Source organism: Neisseria sp. HMSC078H04 (assembly GCF_001838135.1).
GTDB lineage: Bacteria > Pseudomonadota > Gammaproteobacteria > Burkholderiales > Neisseriaceae > Neisseria.
This window is the reverse complement of record NZ_KV835852.1, coordinates 194332-214341: the sequence shown is the minus strand read 5'-3', so window position 1 is coordinate 214341 and position 20010 is coordinate 194332. Positions and strand designations below refer to the sequence as shown.

At 50.1% G+C, this 20010-nt stretch carries 13 protein-coding genes; 7 read left to right on the top strand and 6 right to left on the bottom strand.

Annotation, left to right across the window (positions count from 1 at the left end; translation table 11 throughout):
- Positions 1 to 16: 16 nt before the first annotated feature.
- The 3 genes from recJ to yjgA all read right to left on the bottom strand — a co-directional run bounded on the left by recJ (position 17) and on the right by yjgA (position 3141).
- Positions 17 to 1717 (bottom strand): single-stranded-DNA-specific exonuclease RecJ, encoded by a 1701-nt coding sequence (gene recJ / locus HMPREF2560_RS09720; RefSeq protein ID WP_049335478.1) that lies wholly within the window; start codon positions 1715 to 1717, stop codon positions 17 to 19.
- A 108-nt stretch (positions 1718 to 1825) separates the two neighbouring features.
- Positions 1826 to 2536 carry a hypothetical protein gene (locus HMPREF2560_RS09715; RefSeq protein WP_049335476.1) on the bottom strand — a complete coding sequence of 237 codons (711 nt, stop codon included), beginning with the start codon at positions 2534 to 2536 and terminating at the stop codon, positions 1826 to 1828.
- Between the two features lie 71 nt (positions 2537 to 2607).
- Positions 2608 to 3141, bottom strand: coding sequence for a ribosome biogenesis factor YjgA (yjgA, locus tag HMPREF2560_RS09710; protein WP_049335475.1), 534 nt, complete (start codon positions 3139 to 3141; stop codon positions 2608 to 2610).
- 124 nt (positions 3142 to 3265) lie between these two features.
- Between yjgA and pmbA the strand changes: the two genes are divergently transcribed.
- The 5 genes from pmbA to HMPREF2560_RS09685 all read left to right on the top strand — a co-directional run bounded on the left by pmbA (position 3266) and on the right by HMPREF2560_RS09685 (position 9647).
- A complete protein-coding gene (gene pmbA, locus HMPREF2560_RS09705; RefSeq protein ID WP_063067937.1) occupies positions 3266 to 4597 on the top strand; it encodes a metalloprotease PmbA in 1332 nt (443 codons plus the stop codon).
- An 87-nt stretch (positions 4598 to 4684) separates the two neighbouring features.
- Positions 4685 to 5854: a glycosyltransferase gene (locus HMPREF2560_RS09700; protein WP_070734643.1), complete on the top strand. Its 1170-nt coding sequence runs from the start codon at positions 4685 to 4687 to the stop codon at positions 5852 to 5854.
- A 154-nt stretch (positions 5855 to 6008) separates the two neighbouring features.
- On the top strand, positions 6009 to 6518 hold the full coding sequence (locus HMPREF2560_RS09695; protein ID WP_070734645.1) for a cold-shock protein: 510 nt from the start codon (positions 6009 to 6011) through the stop codon (positions 6516 to 6518).
- Between the two features lie 752 nt (positions 6519 to 7270).
- Complete coding sequence (locus tag HMPREF2560_RS09690) at positions 7271 to 8134, top strand: transferrin-binding protein-like solute binding protein (RefSeq protein WP_141755469.1); 864 nt, start codon at positions 7271 to 7273, stop codon at positions 8132 to 8134.
- A 106-nt stretch (positions 8135 to 8240) separates the two neighbouring features.
- Positions 8241 to 9647 carry a surface lipoprotein assembly modifier gene (locus tag HMPREF2560_RS09685; RefSeq protein ID WP_070607908.1) on the top strand — a complete coding sequence of 469 codons (1407 nt, stop codon included), beginning with the start codon at positions 8241 to 8243 and terminating at the stop codon, positions 9645 to 9647.
- Positions 9648 to 9805: 158 nt separating this feature from the next.
- Here HMPREF2560_RS09685 and smc read toward each other — a convergent pair whose 3' ends face one another.
- Entirely contained in the window at positions 9806 to 13291 is a 3486-nt protein-coding gene (gene smc, locus HMPREF2560_RS09680) for a chromosome segregation protein SMC (protein ID WP_070607909.1), read from the bottom strand.
- Positions 13292 to 13653: 362 nt separating this feature from the next.
- On the opposite strand from smc, the gene HMPREF2560_RS09675 reads away from it, so the two are divergent.
- The gene (locus HMPREF2560_RS09675; protein ID WP_070607911.1) at positions 13654 to 15090 is read left to right on the top strand and encodes a transferrin-binding protein-like solute binding protein; all 1437 of its coding nucleotides are present in this window, start codon (positions 13654 to 13656) and stop codon (positions 15088 to 15090) included.
- Positions 15091 to 15149: 59 nt separating this feature from the next.
- On the opposite strand, the gene HMPREF2560_RS09670 is transcribed toward HMPREF2560_RS09675, so the two are convergent.
- Entirely contained in the window at positions 15150 to 15944 is a 795-nt protein-coding gene (locus HMPREF2560_RS09670) for a thymidylate synthase (RefSeq protein ID WP_070607912.1), read from the bottom strand.
- Positions 15945 to 16358: 414 nt separating this feature from the next.
- On the opposite strand from HMPREF2560_RS09670, the gene gdhA reads away from it, so the two are divergent.
- Positions 16359 to 17693, top strand: a complete 1335-nt coding sequence (gene gdhA / locus HMPREF2560_RS09665) for an NADP-specific glutamate dehydrogenase (protein WP_003745850.1) — start codon at positions 16359 to 16361, stop codon at positions 17691 to 17693.
- Positions 17694 to 17757: 64 nt separating this feature from the next.
- Here gdhA and recG read toward each other — a convergent pair whose 3' ends face one another.
- Positions 17758 to 19797 (bottom strand): ATP-dependent DNA helicase RecG, encoded by a 2040-nt coding sequence (recG, locus tag HMPREF2560_RS09660; protein WP_070608087.1) that lies wholly within the window; start codon positions 19795 to 19797, stop codon positions 17758 to 17760.
- Between the last annotated feature and the right edge of the window lie 213 nt (positions 19798 to 20010).

Here is a 20010-nt window from a genome sequence, read left to right as displayed (position 1 = left end):
TTCAGACAGCCTTTGCTTACGCGGCTTCCCAGTAGTCGATATAAAGCTGCAATTCGAGATTATTCCGCCATTCGTTGGCAACGGGGCGGTACACCGTGCGGATGTATTCGGGAATGTCTTCGCTGCAACGCCAGAACATGGCTTCAAATTCGTAGCCGTCTTTTTGCAGCCAGACTTTTTTATGTTTGCCTTCCGCGCCTAGAGGCTGCTGGCGGATGACGTGAAATTCGTCGGTAAAACTCGGCGGCGCGAAGCCCTGCCCCCAAACGTGTCGGGCAAGGTTTTGCGCCTGTTCCAACGTGATGTCGCGTGCAGGCAGGCTGCCATCGGTGATGAAGGTTTGCGACAAATCGTCTTCGCACACCATCTCACGCACGGCTTCTTCAAAGGCCGTCTGAAACGCGGGAATATTGTGTTCAAGTATGCTCAAACCCGCCGCCATCGCGTGTCCGCCGAATTTCAAAATCAAATCGGGATGGCGTTTGGATACCAAGTCCAAAGCATCGCGCAAGTGCAGATTGGGAATGGAACGCCCCGAACCGCGCACTTCGCCGTTGTCGGCAGGCGCAAACACGATGGTCGGACGATAAAAACGGTCTTTGAGGCGGCTGGCAACAATGCCAACCACGCCTTGATGGAAATCGTCGCGATACGCCACCAACGTCGTCTGACCTGAAGGCAGGGTTTCGGGAAAATCATTCAGCGCATCTTGCAGCATAGACTGCTCGATTTCACGGCGCTCGATATTGAGGTTGTTTAACTGCGCCGCCAGTTCCTGCGCTTCGGCATCATCTTGCGCCAACAGACAAGCAATGCCGACCGACATATCGTCCAGCCGTCCGGCCGCATTGATGCGCGGTCCCAACGCAAAGCCCATATCAAACGGCTGAGCCTTGCGCCAATCCCGTCGCGCCACTTCAAACAAGGCGCGGATACCGGGACGCATTTTGCCCAAACGCATCCGTTTCAACCCTTGCGACACGAGGATACGGTTGTTGTGGTCTAGAGTGACGACGTCGGCAACGGTACCGAGTGCGACCAAATCCAAAAAGTCGCCCAGATTCGGCTCTTTTAGGCCGTCTGAAAAATAATTGCGGCGGCGCAGTTCGGCACGCAAAGCCATCAATACATAAAAAATCACGCCCACGCCCGCTAAGCTTTTGCTTTGAAAACTACAGCCTTTTTGGTTCGGATTGACGATGATGCAGTCGGGCACAGTCTCGGCAGGCAGATGGTGGTCGGTCACAATCACATCCAAACCCAACTCCTGCGCACGCGCCACGCCTGCAATGCTGGCGATACCGTTATCCACTGTCACCAATAAATCCACACCTTGCTCGGCAGCAATTTCAGCCAGCTCTGGCGTTAAGCCGTAGCCGTGTTCAAAGCGGTTGGGCACAAGGAAATCTACTTTCGCCCCCATCGCCGCCAAACCGCTCATACCGACGGAACACGCCGTCGCACCGTCGGCATCGTAGTCGGCGACAATCAGGATTTTTTCCTGACGCTCAATCGCATCCGCCAAACGGCCGGAGGCGGCTTCGCAGTTTGTCAGCGTTTGATACGGCAAAAGCGCAGCAAGCTTGTCGTCCAACTCGGCCGGACTTTGCACATCACGCGCAGCACATAGCCGTGCAATCAAGGGATCGGTACCGGCAGTGAGCAAGTCGTTGAAAACAGTCGGATTAATGGAGCGTGTTTGGATTTTGACGGACATGGTATGTGGGATTAAATAGAGAGAAAATTAATATATTTTTGAAGCGTTTATTTTAAGGTGGGGAAGGCCGTCTGAAACCTGCAATCCGTTTTCAGACGGCCTTGGATATTATTTGCGTGAAGCATCGATAATTTCACTGACTACGACATAGGGGACTGCTATCACTGCGCCGACTGCATCCAAAGCCAATGTGAATGGTGTTTGCAGGATATTTTCCGTCAACTTCTGAACATCAGTGCTTTTTTTGGTTTCCGTATAATAAATTCTGACCGGGACGGCAGTATCAAAACGGCGGTCTTCAGCAACATTTTTGGGCGTTGCGTAATAATGACCTTCGGTAGAAATACACCGCGTGTAGACAGTTTTGTCATCGAGTTCGACCGACTTGAATGCCAACTGTTTCAACTTGGCAATCTCGACAGCTTTTTGAGTATCGTAACGCAGGCAGAATTTTGAGCGGAAAGTTTGCGCTTCAGGGGATTTCAATTCGACCGGCAAAGCCTTATACGCATATCTTGGGTTTTGCTGAACCATTTGAAACTGTTTGTCCAATTTAACATCTAAGACCGCCTTCAACTTGGCCGAATCTCTAGGATTAACAACAAACCAATATTTTTTGCCCATCATGACCAGGCTGCCTGTTTCCAGTTGCGTATTGTCTTTGGCGACCACGCCAAATGCTTGAATATTGTCTTTGGCAACGGTTTTTTCGGTTGTGGTTTTATGGAACGGGTTGTTCTCTCCCCAAAGAAAGACAGTACAACCATTCAGGGTTAGTGCACTGATTAACAAGGCGGGTACAGAGCGGCGAAATTTCATGGTCATTCTCCTTCGGCATTACGATACAGGCCGTCTGAAAACCGCAATCCGTTTTCAGACGGCCTTGAGGTTTATTCCTCCCAATCCTGCCCTTCTTCTGGAGCGTCGGATTGACCGGCCTCCATCACTGCTTTAATTTCTTGGAACAGCGCGCGGAAGTTTTTAGGCGGCTTGTTTTGTTCCTGTTCTTTTTTGGTGTTGCGGATCAAGGTGCGCAATTTACCGGCGTCGGCTTGCGGAAAATCGGCCATAAATTGGGTAATCGCGCCATCGTCTGCCAACAGTCGGATACGCGCCTGCTCAACGCGTTGCAAAAAGGCATTGTGCGCCGTATTGTCGCCGCGCAGTTTGGCCAAATAGGCTTCGATGGGCGCAGGGTCGGTATCGCGCATCAGGCGGCCGATAAATTGGGCTTGGCGTTTGAGCGCGCTGTTGGAAGTGATTTTTTTATAGGTGGCGATGGCCTCGAACAGCTCTTCGTCCAAGCCGATTTTTTTCAACGTATCGCTGGAGAGTTTGGTCAATTCCATACCCAAAGCCTGTAAATCGTTCATCTGCTTTTTCATTTGGGTTTTGCTGACCCATTCGTCTTCTTGTTCAAACATTGTGTTTCCCTGATTTTCTGAATCTGCCTATTTTATCAGTTTTCAGACGGCCTTTCCGTGCGATTTTTGCAGAGGCCGTCTGAAACGGTTAAAATGCCGCAAAACCCTGTCAGGAAACCTTTTTATGCTGTTTAACCACACACCGGACGAGCTGTTGCGCTTGTGCGGACACACGCTGGATTTGGCCAAACAATCCGGCGCCACCTCGGCCGAAGCCGATTTCAGCGAGTCGCTCGGCCAAAGCGTCAGCGTGCGCCTGGGCGAAATCGAACAAATCGAGTTCCAACAAGATAAATCTTTAGACATTACGGTCTATGTCGGCCAACGCAAAGGCCGCGCCAGCACGGCCGACTTCTCCGAACGCGCCCTGCAAGATACGGTCAAAGCCGCCATCGATATTGCACGCTATACCGCCGAAGATGATTGCGCCGGCCTTGCCGACGCTGCCTTGATGGCAACCCATATCGGCGACCTCGACCGCTACCACGAATGGGATTTGAGTACCGAATCCGCCATCGATTTGGCCAAGCAATGCGAACAGGCCGCGCTGTCAACGGACAAACGCATTGAAAATTCCGAAGGTGCATCGGTTCATACCGGCCATTACCAATACGTCTACGGCAACACCCACGGCTTTGCCGCACACCAGCAAAGCACGCACCACAGCATTTCTTGCAGCGTGGTCGCCAGCGACGAACACGGCATGCAGCGCGACTATTGGTATGATTCTTCCTGCCGTCACGAAGATATGGACGCGCCCGAACTCATCGGCCAAACTGCAGCCGAACGGACTTTACGCCGTCTGAACAGCCGCAGCGTTCCGACCGGCAGCTATCCCGTACTGTTCGACACCACTGTCGCCGTCGGCTTAATCGGCCACCTTATCGGCGCACTCAGCGGCGGCGCGCTCTACCGCCAAAGCAGCTTCCTGATTGACAGCATCGGCAAACAGGTGCTGCCCGAGTTTCTCAGCCTGCGCGAAGAACCGCATATTCTGCGCTCGTTCCGCAGCACTTATTTCGATGCCGAAGGCGTGGCCACGCAGCCGCGTTTTGTGGTGAAAGACGGCATAGTCGAAGGCTATTTCCTTAGCAGTTACAGCGCGAAAAAACTCGGTATGCAGACAACAGGCAATGCCGGCGGCGCGCACAATCTGTATCTGAACCACACCCATGCCACGCAGGCCGACCTGTTGAAAGAAATGGGAACAGGTTTGCTGGTTACCGAATTGATGGGACAAGGCGTCAACGGCATTACCGGCGACTACTCGCGCGGCGCGGCCGGTTTTTGGGTGGAAAACGGCGTCATTGCCTATCCGGTTCAGGAAATCACCATTGCCGGACGTTTGCAGGATATGTACCGCGACATCACCGGCGTGGCAGACGACGCATTACGCCGCTCGTCCAACCAAATTGGCTCCATCTTGGTTTCTAAAATGACGGTTGCCGGCAACTGATTGAACTAAATATACAAAAGGCCGTCTGAAAGATATCTTTTCTTTTCAGACGGCCTCGCCGTTATCTACTTCTATAAAAAACACATCATGCATATTGTCGTTATCCCCTCTTGGTATCCTTCTTCCGAAACCGACGTGGACGGAATCTTTTTCCGTCTCCAAGCCCAAGCTCTGCAACGCGAAGGCATGAAAATCGGCATGGTCGTGCCCATGTTCCGCTACTTGAGAAGCCAGCCGAAAACCATCTTCTCACGCTTCTACGGCCTGCGCCGCCATCAGCAAGGCGGGCTCAACACTTACGCCTATGACAGCATGTATTTCTTCCCACGCTGCCCAGTTGTCGATATCGACCGCATCCGCTGGGTCAACGCAGGCATGAAAGCTTTTGAAGCCTATATCGCCGACAACGACAAACCCGACGTAATTCACGCCCATTGCGTCAACTACGCCGCTATTTTGGCCTGCGCCATCTTCAAAAAATACGGCGTTCCCTATGTGATTACCGAACACAGCAGCGCCATTTCACGCGGCCTTGTCCGCAAAAACCAATGGCCGTCCATGCACGAAGCCGTGCGCCACAGCGCGGCCCGGTTCGCCGTCAGCCGTGATTTCTGCCGTATTCTCGAAAAAACCTACGCCGGTACAGACTGGCAATACCTGCCTAATATGCTGGGCGGCAATTTTGAACAGGATTTCGAGTTCCCCGAAAAAAACAATCAAGACTTCACCTTCTGCAGCGTCTCCCACCTGCGCCACCTCAAAGGCCACGACCTGCTCCTGCCTGCTTTTGCCGAAGCACTCAAAACCTATCCGCAGCTCAAACTCAAAATCGGCGGCGGCGGCGCAGAAGAAGGCCGTCTGAAACAACTGGCAAGCGACTTGGGCATTAACCACGCCGTTACCTTTACCGGCGCATTGACTACCGACCAAACCCTAGACCTCATGCGCCACAGCAACGCATTCGTCCTCGCCAGCCGTACCGAAACCTTCGGCGTCGTCTATATCGAAGCACTGTCGCAAGGTTTACCCATTATCGCCACACGCTGCGGCGGCCCCGAATCCATCGTCACTTCCGACAACGGCCTGCTGGTGCCAATCGAAAACATACCGGAACTGACCAAAGCATTGCTCACCCTCTACGAAAACCATGCACACTACGATCCCGTCCGCTTGCGCCAAGATTGCCTGCAACAATTCGGCAGCCGAGCCATAGCGCAACACCTGATCGACACCTTCCAAAAAGTGTTTAATAAATAGGCATAAACCATGCAGGCCGTCTGAAATCCTTCAGACGGCCCGCCTTCTTCCAACAAGACAAATCTAGTGTAAAATTAAGACAATAACCAAACTTTTTGATTTAAAATCAGTCCAAGGAAAAACTGTTACCTATAATAATATCCCCACATACATTATGCGCTATTACGGAACGATTACTCGCTGGAACAGCAAGCGCGGCTTCGGCGCCGCTACCATAGAAGACACAGGCCAAGAAATCTTTCTTGCCCTTGCCGCCTTCACCACCCTTACCCGCCTTCCGGCCGAAGGGCAACACATCTCCTTCAACATCACAGAAGGCCGGCGCGGCCGCAAAGAAGCTGAAAACGTCTGCTTCGCCCTCGATTGCGCCGACTGCTTTGACGTCCTCGTCCCTCCCCCTGAAAAACCCCTCGCCGGCAAACAAGCCATCGTCGGCCTGATTGCCGTTATCTTCGTCTGCAGCATTTTCGCCGCCTTGTGGTACGGCCTCCACTTTTCCGACAACACACCAAAAGAGCCGGCCGTCAAAAAACAAGAAACCATGGTTCACGAAGTAGCCGCCAAAATCGAAGCCGAACGCAAAGCATGGCGCGATGCCGTCAACCGCAGCAACCAACGCTCGGGACAGTCTCAACGCGCCAAAGATAATACGTCAAAACAATAATAATATTTATATCAGATTAAAATCCTTTTATATCAAAGCCTTTTTATCAAAAATTCAAATATAGCAAGCCAACTTAAAAAACTGTCTTCTGCATATTTAATGCACGAAGGCAGTTTTTCATTGAAAATAAAAACACTTCAATTTGCCATGTTCAAAACATGCTTCTCTGACACTATCCATCTAGATAGAAATAAGCACCATGTATAAAACAAATCCAAACTACTCAAATACTCCATATTTTAATCGTCAATAAAATAGATTTATTAATGCAATCAAATATACCCAATTTGAATCTGATTAAAATATAGCCCTTTTAAATTTAACAGAATATTTTCAAAGAATTAATTTATCTCTGAAAAAATATAAACAAACTTGAGGCACACTCTAAACAGTTTATTAACAGTTTATTAAATAAAAGCATTTGACACGCTATTACGTAAGACTATACATATTACCCTGACTTAATTCCTCTTAATTTTTGATAACATTTTGTTTTATATATTGTATCTTTCCTACAACATCAAAAAAATATTCAAAAATATCAAAATACGTAATATCTTGATTTCATAAAAGAAATATTTAAATTTCATTATTACCCTAATAGTTTCCTCCTACACTTTCTATCTTATCTGTTTGTTTATGTATGTATTTGTTGTAGAATTTTTTTGACCGTAAAAGTCATTAACCAGATTTAACCGATATTCAAATACTTAAGGATTCAAACTTATGATACAAAAATCAAAACGACAGCTTTGGTTTGCGCCGCTTTGTTCGCGGTAACTGCATGTAGTAGCAATGGTGAGAGCGGTCCAGATATCAACCCTTCTAATACGATTACTCCTTCTAAACCTACAACTCCAGCTAAACCAACTACTCCTGAAACTCCGGCTAAACCGACCACTCCTGAAACTCCGGCTAAACCGACCACTCCTGTAACTCCGGCTAAACCGACTACTCCATCTCAACCAACACCTAGTGCAGCTGTTGGCGGTAATGCAATGACTTCAACAAATGCATCCTATAACACTGCAAAATACGTTACTCCTCAAGGCGAGATGAATGCTAGTGTTACCATTGACGGTCGTAAAATTGATTTATCCAAAGCCAATGCAGCATTTCTCTTCTACAGAGAAATTGGCCCTACCAAAGATAATATGTCGACCCGTATGACTGTTTTGAGCGGACGCAAATACAGCCATGTTCAATTCGGTGCACAAACTGTCGGCATTATTAGCCCTACTTATCAAACAACACTTCATCATGACTCTTTTGCCATTGGTAGTATTACGCCAACTAGTGGTGCAGGTGCTATGCCAACTTCTGGCAAAGCATCTTATGTTGGTGATGCCATTCTGCTTCAAGGTGCAGCTTATACAACAGGCGCATCTAAATTTGATGTTGATTTCGGCCGTAAAACCATCTCAGGCCTGATTGACCATGTATATGATATTCCTGTTTCCGGTAAAATTTCCGGTTCATCCTTCAGCGGCGAGCAAGATGGTATCCGTATGAAGGGTAATTTCTTCGGTCCTAAAGCTGCAGAATTAGGCGGTGTCTTTAGTGCTGAGCATGAGAATAATGTTTACCAAGGCTCTTTCGGCGCGAAAAAACAATAATCTGCCGCTTTCAACCGTCCGGCATCTGCCGGGCGGTTTGTTTTACCAATATGCCGTCTGAAAGAATTTTTACCATGCTCAAACGCCCCAAAACGAAATAAAAAATATGCGCTATCCAACTTTGGCTTTAATTTTATGCGCTGCGGTACACTATGCCTCAGCAGCACCAACACCACACGATGAAATTCAGCCCGACCTAAACCATAATCAAATCCGCAAGGCTGAAAAACAAACTCTGCAAGAAGACAATCAGGTTGAGCAACAACAGTTTTCTATGTCATCAGAAGAATTGCTCCAACAACCTGAAATCTTAACCGATGCAATGGATACCGCCCTTGCACGCCAAAATATTGACAACATCCGTTTCCTATTGCCACTCTACCGTCGCATGACCGGACACGACGAAACAATGGTTTCCTATGCAGATGCAATTCTTTCCCGTGCAGATGGAAAGTACAAAGTAGCAGAACAGGATTTTCGGAATATCCTTGCCAATCATCCTGACTACTCTCCTGTACGCCTACAATTGGCATTAACCCTTTCACAAGACGGAAAAATGCGTGACGCAGCAAAAGAGTTACAGGAAGTCCGCAAAACTCCCGACCTACCTGAACCAACACTGCAATATTTGAATGAATTTGATAAATTTCTGAAGAAAGATAAATCTTGGAATTTTGACGGTAATATTTCCTACGTTCGCGACAATAATATTGCCCGAACGCCGCGCGAACGTGTGTACGGAGGTTTTGAGTTTGAAGCGCCTCGTACAGCAAACGGTATTGCCTACGATGTTTCTGCACAAAAAAATACTCCGCTCAATGGACATTGGGTCTGGAAAAAAAACCTTTCTGCTGGTGGCAAATTTTATTGGGATGCGCATGATTATGATGATTTAACTGTGCGTGCTGAAACCGGTGCCGGCTGGCGGAATCATACTCAGGAAGTCTCCTTATCGCCATTTTATGAAAAGCGCTGGTATGGTACAGAGCCCTACTCCAATACATCAGGCGGTATTTTGCGCTATTCACGTGTGTTATCGCCCAAATGGCAAGTATTCGGCGCATGGCAGTCCGGCTACCGTAAACATAAAGAAAGAAAATTCTTAAACGGTGCAAACCATATTGCCTCTATATCAACCCTCTATTATCGTAAGAGTGGTGAATATTTCGTATTTGGCGCAGGAAAAGGATACAACAGTGCGCGTGACCGTTCTGATGCCTATAAATATGAAAATCTGCGTGCAGGCTGGACAAAAGCATGGGGCAAGTCAGGCAAGCTTGTTACTTCACTCAATACCACTGTACAGTACCGCCGCTATCAGGCAGAAGATATTTTCAATATCAAACGAAATGACCGTGAAACCTACGTCCATTTGTCAGCGGGTCATAAAAAGTTGTCCTGGAAAGGCTTTACTCCGCGCCTGAACTGGGGTTGGACACATGTCCACAGCAATCATTTTTATTACCGTCAAAACCAGCATCGCTTGTTTATCGATATTTCCAAACAATTTTAGAATGGAAGTGAATAAAAAGGTCGTCTGAAAACTATACCCAAAGTTTTCAGACGACCTTTTTATTGCTTTAAGGAAAAATTAAAGTTCTCCCCATTCAGGCTCACTTAATTGTGTAACTAGCCATCAGAATTTCTTAATCGTCAGCCTTTGTTCTTACCTCAATTCGGTTCAGCCATTTCCAACGCCTGTTTAATGTCTACGGCTACAACGCGCGATACGCCTTTTTCCTGCATAGTTACGCCGACGAGCTGCTCTGCCATTTCCATGGTCAGGCGGTTGTGGGAGATGTAGAGGAACTGGGTTTGCGCCGACATTTCTTTGACCAGGTTGCAGAAACGCGAGGTGTTGGCGTCGTCCAGCGGGGCGTCGACTTCGTCCAGAAGGCAGAAGGGGGCGGGGTTGAGGCTGAACAGAGCGAACACGAGGCTCATGGCAGTGAGGGCTTTTTCGCCGCCGGAGAGGAGGTGGATGGTGCTGTTTTTCTTGCCGGGCGGACGCGCCATGATGGACACGCCGGCGGTCAGGAGGTCGTCACCTATCATTTTGAGGGTGGCTTCGCCGCCGCCGAAGAGGGTCGGGAAGAAGGTTTGGACTTTGCCGTTGACGGCATCGAAGGTTTCTTTGAAGCGCGCTTTGGTTTTGTCGTCGATTTGGGCGATGGCTTCTTCCAAAAGGGTGATGGCGGCCTGTACGTCTTCGCTCTGGCTGCGGTAATAACCGTCGCGTTCGCGCGCTTCTTCGAGTTCCTGCAAAGCGGCGAGGTTGACGGCGCCGAGGGCTTCGATTTGCTGGGTGAGGCTGCCGATGCTGCTGTTCAATACTTTCGGCGATTCTTTCGCCAACGCTTCGAGCGCGTCCAAATCAGCGGCCCGTTCGGTCAGGTTTTGATGGTAGCGTTTGGCGTTAATCAGGGCTTCCTGCTGCTGCAACAGGGCTGTTTGGGTGGCGGCCTGAAGCTGCGGCAGCTTGGTTTGCAGGGTTTGTACGCGGGCGTATTGTTCCCTGCCCTGCTCCTGAATCTGCGCGAGTTTGTCCTGCACGGCGATGTATTCTTCATCCAAAGTTTGTACGGCTTCGGTCAACTCGTCGAGCTTGATGTGCTGCTCATCGTTTTGGAACTCGGTTTCATAGGCAAGGGCAAGCTCTTGCTGGCGTTCCTGCCAGTCCAGGGTTTGCTGTTCGAGCCGTGCGATTTGCTGCTGGTAGTTTTGTTTTTGCTGGTTGAGTTTGTGGACGGCGACTTCGGCAAGCCCGTATTGGCGGTTGGCTTCCAGCAGGGCAAGCTGCGCCTGTTTCAGACGGCCTTGCTGCTCTTGGCGACTGTGCGCGGTGGTTTGCTGTTGGTGTTCGAGTTCGGCGGCGGCTTCCTGCAAAGTAACGATGTCGTCTGAAAGCCCGTCGGACGTGTGTTGCAACACGGTCTGCTCTTCCGCCAACTGCGCCAGTTCGCGCTCGATGTGTTCGCGGCGGATTTGCCCTTGGTTGGTGCGCGCCAGAAGTTCGGCGGCGCGTTGCTGCGCCTGACTGTATTGGCGCGTGTGCTGCTGTTGCTGCTGCATCAGGTTTTTATGTTGCACTTCTGACGAGCGCACGGCGGCCTCCGCCTGTTTGAACGCAGCTTCGGCGGCTGAAAGTTCGGGGGCGAGGTTTTCCAGTTCGGACGCGATGCCGTCGAGGCGCGCTTTTTGGGCAATCAGGCTTTCCTGCGCGGGTTTGGCATAGAGCAGGACGCTGACTTTATCGACCTGATGGCCTTCGGGCGTGAGCCAGATTTGATGCGTGCCCAAATCGTTTTGATGCGCGAGGGCGTAGCTCAAATCGGGCGCGCACAATACGCCGTCGAGCCAGTGGTGTAATGCCGTCTGAAATGGCGGCTGCGCTTGGATTTGGTTCAGCAATGCCTGTACGGGCAGCGATTTTTTGATGCCGCCGGAGAGGTCGTCTGAAAGCCATGCCGCCTGCCCCTGCGGCAAAGGTGCGGGGGGAACGAAGCCGTGCGGCACGCTACGGGCGTGCAGGCGTTCGGCAAGGATGACGGACAGGGCGTGCTGCCACTCGGCGGGCGCGGTGATGTGTTGCCACAGTTGCGGCGCGGCGGCGTGGTCGGTTGCCTGCCAGAAGTCGGCGGCTTCCTGCTGTTGCGACAGGATTTGCGACAACGCCTGCTGCTGCGCCTGCAAGGTAATATGTTGCTGCTTCAGGCTTTGGAAGCGGTTTGAGGCCGTCTGAAACGCTTCGCGGGCGGCGTGTAAGGCTTCTTCGGCGGCAATGATTTGTTCTTCGTAATGCTCTTGCTGGCTTTGCAACAAGACGGCGGCTTCCTGCGCGGCGGCGGTTTCGGCTTCGTCGGGCAGGTTCAGGGCTTGGTTTTCCTGTTTCAGACGACCTTTGCGCTCTTCGTGCTTGGCAACGGTTTGTTCGGCATGGGCAAGCTGCTGCTGCTTCAACGCCAGTTCGCGACGGATGCGGTTTGCCTCGTCCTGCTGGGTTTGGAAGGCGGCATTGAGCGTGGCTTGGGCTTCTTCCAATTCGGGCAGACGCTCTTCGTGTTCGGCAACCTGCATCGCCCATTCCGCCAATTCGGTTTGCTTTTCTTCCGCCTGCAACTCGTTTTCTTCAAGCTGCACACGGATTTGCTGCTGCTCCTGATGGATGCGTTGCATCTGCGCCTGCGCCGCCTGCTTGTCGCGTTCGATGCGTTGGTGCAGGTTTTGCTGATGGCGGATTTGTTCTTCCAAACGGGCAATCTGCTCGCGCAACACGCCGCGTTTGTTGCTCAATTCGTGTACTGCCTGCTGCTGCGACTGTTCGGCAGTCTGCAAGGCGTGTACTTCGTCGTTTAACGCCCGAACCTGCGCGGCAGTTTCGTCCTGCTGCGCCTGCAAAGACTGATGTTGTGCGGTCGCCTTGTCGGCGGCAGCAAGCGATTGCTGCCATTGGGCGTAATCGAGCAAATCCTGTTGTTGGTTCAACTGCGCGGTCAGGGATTTGTAGCGTTCGGCGGTTTCCGCCTGTTTCTCCAGCTTTTTCACCTGACGCGCCAACTCGTTCTGCAAATCGCCCAAACGCTGCAAATGCTCGCGCGTGTCTTTCAGACGACCTTCCGTCTCCTTGCGGCGTTCCTTGTATTTGGACACGCCCGCCGCCTCCTCGATATAGGCGCGCAACTCCTCCGGTCGCGCTTCGATGATGCGCGAAATCATCCCCTGCTCGATAACGGCATAACCGCGCGCGCCCACGCCCGTACCCAGAAACAAATCGGTAATGTCGCGACGGCGCACGGTCTGATTGTTGATGAAATAAGTCGATTCGCCCTGACGCGTCAGCTGCCGCTTGATGCTCACCTCGGCATACTGCCCCCACGCCCCCTGCAAACTGTGGTCGCTATTGTCAAACACCAGCTCCACCGAAGCCCTCGGCGCAGGACGGCGCGTTGCCGCACCGTTAAAAATCACGTCCTGCATACTCTCGCCGCGAAGCTGCTTCGCCGAAGCCTCGCCCAACACCCAGCGAACCGCGTCAATCACATTCGACTTGCCGCAGCCGTTCGGCCCGATAACCGCAACAAGCTGCCCCGGCACATGAATCGTGGTCGGGTCGGTAAAAGATTTGAAGCCGGAAAGTTTAATGTGGGTAAGGCGCATGGCAATGTTTCGAATCGGAAAAGAAGACGTATTTTAACGGAAATACGCTTATCCGTTGAGAGAAAAGCATCCATAAAGTCCGACTGCTTTTTTATCCTCAAAAGGCCGTCTGTAAAGTTTGTTAAAAAGAAACAGACCAGCTATCGAACTCACTAAAATATTCAAAATAAATTCATATAAAACAAATAACTAAAAAAACATCTACCCAACCACCTGCCCTTTGATTAATTTTTGTACAGAAATGCAAACAAACTGTTTATTTTTTTATGATTTATGGTTATTATCAGGTATTAAAGGTTTAAAAATCAGATAAACGATCTCTCCAACCTTTTCATCAAGCGAATAACTATACAGGGAATCTCATGTCAAACATCCAAACCAAACTTAAAACCATCGTTTTTACAGCCATCAGCGCAGCCATTTTGTCCGCATGCGGTGGTGGCGGAGGCGGCGGTTCATCTGCTTTAAGCACCGGCGCGACTCCTACCAATAATACCGGCAACTCTGCTGGCAATAATGGTAATCCTACCAACAACAGCAATGCCAACACTCCGAAAGCGCCGTCTACTACGCTTACTAACAGTGCCGACAACCTTGCCGCACTGACCGATGAAGCTCCAATCGATCCGGCCAACGTTAGCCAGCCTTTGCACACACATTTCATCTCTTCCAAAGGTGCACAGCAATCCAACCCTAACGTACAAATCCGCAGAGATGCCGCAGGCAAAATGTTCCAAACGGACAATCAAGACCGTAACCAAAATGGCCTGATCAGTTCTATTGACTTTAACAGCAATGATGAAGTCAAAATGGACGGCGTTGTGTTATTTAATAAGACCTCTAATGGCAACGCAACCCAACCTACATGGACAAGCTACGCTTCTGTTATTGCCAAAGTATATTCAAAAGGCAATACTCAAACTGATGTCAGCGAACAAACAGGCAAAGAGAAAAATACCGAATTCGCATATGGTAAATCAACTTTGGATGAACGTATTGTTGAACTTTATAAGAAGTTAGAAGCTGAAAAAGAAAATCTAAAAAAAGAACAAAACTCAGAGTCTGGTCAAGTTGATCATGACAAAATAAAGGAAATTAAAGCTAAAATTGAAGAATTAGACTCTTTATACCAAAAAAATCTGCAACATCGTACTGGTCTGGCAACCTTTAATAAAATTGACAGCGATAAGTTAGCCTACTTCCGCACTGATAAAAATGGCTTAGTCTTCGATAAACAATTCGATGGCGTTTATGTTATCAACTTTGATGACGGCACCAAAATTGTGTTGCATGATCCTTCCGCAGCCGGCTGGACATATCAAACCTTCGCGCATTACACCGACCCTAAAGGACATGTATACCAAGGCTACCAAAGCTTGGGTGATGAGACTGTCTTCACTACCCTGCCTGCAAAAGGTACAGCCACCTACAAAGGTATTTCCACTGCCTATGTGGTTACCGACAATAACAATCGTCAGTTGACTTCCAATGTCATGGCTATTGTTGATTTCGGCCTCAAAGGTGTCCGTTTTGAAACATCAAACTCACACTTCCATACTTTGGAAAATGATAAGCGCGTATCCAAAGCAGATAAAAACTACGATTTCAAAGGTACGGCAAGCTGGAAAGACGGCAACCTCTTCTCCGGTAAAGTCAGCACGGCCGATGACAAGTTAAGCGGCAACCTGAACGGCAAATTCTACGGCCCCAATGCTGCAGAAATTGGCGGCACTTACGGCTTGAAAAACAAAGATGCAACCGAACACTTAATCGGTGGCTATGGCGCGAAACGTCAATAAACCTGCCTAAACAAAAGGCCGTCTGAAGTTTCAGACGGCCTTTTGTTTTTCAACTTGGATTACACCGATACGGCTGCTTTGATGTGCGGATGCGGATCGTAGCCTTCTAATTCAAAGTCTTCAAATTTGAAGGCAAACAAGTCTTTGACTTCAGGATTGATTTTCATGGTCGGCAGGCTTCGGAAGTTGCGGCTTAATTGCAGCTGAGCCTGCTTGATATGGTTGCTGTACAAATGCGCATCACCAAACGTATGGATAAATTCACCGGCTTCCAAGCCGCATACTTGCGCCATCATCATGGTCAACAATGCATAGCTGGCGATGTTGAACGGCACACCAAGGAAAATATCGGCGCTGCGTTGGTAAAGCTGGCAAGACAGTTTGCCGTTGGCAACATAAAACTGAAACAGCGCGTGGCAAGGCGGCAAGGCCATTTCGTCGACCAAAGCCGGATTCCATGCCGATACAATCAGACGGCGCGAGTCGGGATTTTTCTTGATTTGTTCCACCACATTAGCAATTTGGTCGATATGGCGGCCGTCGGGTGCGGGCCAGCTGCGCCATTGGTAGCCGTAAACCGGGCCTAAATCCCCGTTTTCGTCCGCCCATTCGTCCCAAATGGAAACGTTGTTGTCTTTCAGGTATTTGATGTTGGTATCGCCTTTGAGAAACCAAAGCAGCTCATGAATAATCGAGCGCAGATGCAGTTTCTTGGTGGTCAACAGCGGAAAGCCTTCACTCAAATCAAAACGCATTTGGTAACCGAACACGGAACGCGTACCGGTGCCGGTACGGTCGGATTTGTCGATGCCATTGTCGAGAACATGGCGCATAAGGTCGTGATAGGCTTTCATGTGTTTCCTTAATGTATGTGTTGTGGGAATTTCTTGTGTATTGTACCGAATTTTCAGACGGCCTGCCTCTCTGTCTTCAATAGGCCAGCCTTCCCCATATTCGCGTAGTACACTCATTAACAATGTTGACAATTTAGCGCTAATTTACACAAATTTATGAGCTGACTTAAATTTTTACAAAAAAATTTTCAACATTTTCTAGTTTAATTACTCAGCATTTTATTTTTATTTAAATCTATTTAATGAAATATTTTTATATATTTTTAATTAAATTTAAAATATAATTCCATTTTTACAAATTGGTAAAAAAATAATGTCAACAATCTAGGTAAAATTTTTCTTGGCAAGTAAAATTTTTACAGCTATATTTCAAAACATAAATATTGAAATATCTCACTCAATAGGAGTAGAAAAATGACTGACCTGAACACCCTGTTTACCAATCTTAAACAACGCAACCCCAACCAAGAACCCTTCCATCAAGCCGTTGAAGAAGTGTTCATGAGTTTGGATCCGTTTTTGGCGAAAAACCCAAAATACACCCAACAAAGCCTGCTTGAGCGTATTGTTGAACCGGAGCGCGTGATTATGTTCCGCGTCACTTGGATGGACGACAAAGGCCAAGTCCAAGTCAACCGCGGCTACCGCATTCAAATGAGTTCCGCCATCGGCCCTTACAAAGGCGGTTTGCGTTTTCACCCGACCGTCGATTTGGGCGTGTTGAAATTCCTCGCTTTTGAGCAAGTCTTCAAAAACGCGCTGACCACCCTTCCTATGGGTGGCGGCAAAGGCGGTTCCGACTTTGACCCTAAAGGCAAATCCGATGCCGAAGTAATGCGCTTCTGCCAAGCCTTTATGACCGAACTCTACCGCCACATCGGCGCCGACACCGACGTTCCTGCCGGCGACATCGGCGTAGGCGGCCGCGAAATTGGCTATCTGTTCGGCCAATACAAAAAAATCCGCAACGAATTTGCTTCCGTCCTGACCGGCAAAGGCCTAGAATGGGGCGGCAGCCTGATTCGCCCTGAAGCCACCGGCTACGGTTGCGTGTATTTTGCCCAAGCCATGTTGGAAACCCGCAACGACAGCATCGAAGGCAAACGCGTATTGATTTCCGGCTCCGGCAACGTGGCGCAATACGCTGCCGAAAAAGCCATCCAACTGGGTGCAAAAGTACTGACCGTTTCCGACTCCAACGGCTTTGTCCTCTTCCCTGACAGCGGCATGACCGAAGCGCAACTGGCCGCTTTGATCGAGCTGAAAGAAGTACGCCGCGAACGCGTCGCCACTTACGCCAAAGAACAAGGCCTGCAATACTTTGAAAACCAAAAACCGTGGAACATCGCAGCCGAAGTCGCCCTGCCTTGCGCCACCCAAAACGAATTGGACGCAGATGCCGCCAAAATCCTGCTGGCAAACGGTTGCTATGTGGTTGCAGAAGGTGCGAACATGCCGTCAACTTTGGGCGCGGTCGAACAATTTATCAAAGCCGGTATCCTCTACGCTCCGGGCAAAGCGTCCAACGCCGGCGGCGTAGCGACTTCAGGTTTGGAAATGAGCCAAAACGCCATCCGCCTGTCTTGGACTCGTGAAGAAGTCGACCAACGCCTGTTCGACATCATGCACAACATCCACGAATCCTGCCTGAAATACGGCAAAGTCGGCGACAAAGTGAACTACGTCAATGGTGCGAACATTGCCGGTTTCGTCAAAGTTGCCGATGCCATGTTGGCGCAAGGTTTCTAAACCCCTATCCAGTCAAACCAAAGGCCGTCTGTTTTCAGACGGCCTTTTTCTTTTCATACAAATTTTATACGCCCAAATAACCTTCCCTGCTGGAAAGCCATCTTGCCAAATGCGCTTCGACGATTTCAGGGTTTTGTTCAATCAGCAAAGGGGCGATTTCGCGCGCTTGTTCTAAAAGGTGTAAGTCCTCTTCAAGGTTGGCAAAACGCAGCATGGGAACGCCGCTTTGACGCGCACCGAGAAATTCGCCGGGGCCGCGGATGTTGAGGTCTTGGCGGGCGATTTCAAAGCCGTCGGTGTGTTCGTAGATGACTTTCAGCCGCGCTTTGGCGAGTTCGCTCAAGGGCTCGGCAAACAGGAGGACGCACACGCTTTCTGCCGCGCCGCGCCCTACCCGTCCGCGTAATTGGTGCAGCTGCGCCAAGCCCATGCGCTCGGCGTGTTCGATGACCATCAGGGCGGCGTTGGGCACATCTACGCCGACTTCGATGACGGTAGTGGCGACCAAGACGTTCAGACGGCCTGCCGCAAACTCCGCCATGACTTCGGCTTTTTCGGCGGCTTTCATGCGCCCGTGTACCAAGCCGATGTTGAGTTCAGGCAATGCCGCCTGAAGCTGCTCGAGGGTTTCGGTAGCGGTTTGCAGTTGCAGGGTTTCGCTTTCTTCAATCAACGGGCAGACCCAGTATGCCTGCTGCCCTTTGCGGCAGATGTTGAGAACGAAGCCTTCGACTTCGGCGCGGCGGATATTGTTGACGAGGCGGGTTTTAATCGGGGTGCGCCCGGGCGGCAATTCGTCGATGACGGACACGTCCAAGTCGGCGAAAAAACTCATGGCAAGCGTGCGCGGGATGGGCGTGGCGGACATCATCAGCTGGTGGACGTCGCGCCCTTTATTTTTAAGGGCAAGGCGTTGAGCGACGCCGAAGCGGTGTTGTTCGTCCACAATCACTAAGCCCAGATTTTGGAACTCGACGTCGTCTGAAAACAGGGCGTGCGTGCCGACGGCGATTTTGACAGAGCCGTCAGCCAGTTTGGCTTTGGCTTCGTCTTTGGCTTTTTTGCGCTGGCTGCCGGAAAGCCAGACGACTTCAAGACCTAAGGGCTCAAGCCATTGTTTGAACTTGATGAAGTGCTGTTCGGCAAGGATTTCGGTTGGTGCCATTACAGCCGCCTGCGCGCCGGATTCAATAGCCGTCAAAGCAGACAAAGCAGCAACAATGGTTTTGCCGCTGCCGACATCGCCTTGCAGCAGGCGGTGCATGGGGTGGGTTTGTGCCATATCGCGGCGGATTTCGGAAACAACTTTTTCTTGTGCATCGGTCAGGGCAAACGGTAAGGCATGGCGCAGGGCTTGAGTCAACGTACCGTCGCCACCCAATGCTGCCGCAGTGCCGCTGATGCGCTTCTGTCGCGCCAGCCGCATGGACAACTGTTGCGCCAAAAGTTCGTCGAATTTGAGTCGCTGCCATGCAGGCAGCGTACCGTCTGAAAGTTGATGAATGGTGAAGCTCGGCGGCGGCGAGTGCAAAAGGCGCAGGCTTTCGGCAAGGTGCGGCAATTTCAGACGGCCTAATAAAGCATCAGGCAAGGTGTCGTGCAGCGGCGTAACGTCCAAGGCCGTCTGAATAATACGGCGCAAAGTGGGCTGGTTCAAACCGTTTACAGTCGGATAAATCGGCGTGAGGCTTTCCGCCAAACCGCTGCTCTCGGCATCACGGATTTTAGGGTGAATCATCTCGTCGCCGTGAAACCCATGCTTGATTTCGCCCACGGCACGGATGCGTTTGCCGACCGCCATCTGTTTCTGATTGCTGGCGTAAAAGTGGATAAAGCGCAGAAAAAGGACGCTGCCGGAACCGTCAGCGATTTGGACAATCAGCTGTTTGCGCGGTTTAAATGTCACTTCCTGATGGATGACTTCGCCCTCAACCTGACACGGCACGCCGATTGGTGCATCCTTAATCGGCATGATGTGCGTCTCGTCCTCGTAACGCAACGGCAGGTGCAACACCAAATCCCATGCGGTATGGAGGTTGAGTTTGTCGAGCTTCTTGGCGGAAACATCGGTGATTTTGAGCTGTTTTTGGGTTTCTGGCGTCATCTTAAAAGGAAGCTGATTTGAAGTTTGCTGTATTTTATCCGAAAACAAAAAGGCCGTCTGAACGCAATGTTTCAGACGGCCTTCAAAGCTGAATACTTGAAACAAATGAATATTTGAACATACGCCGGCTATCGAATCAATTTCAGCCATTGTTAGAAAACAGCTTTCAAAAAAGAAGGATGTTCAATCCATACTTTTATCAGGAATTTGGCC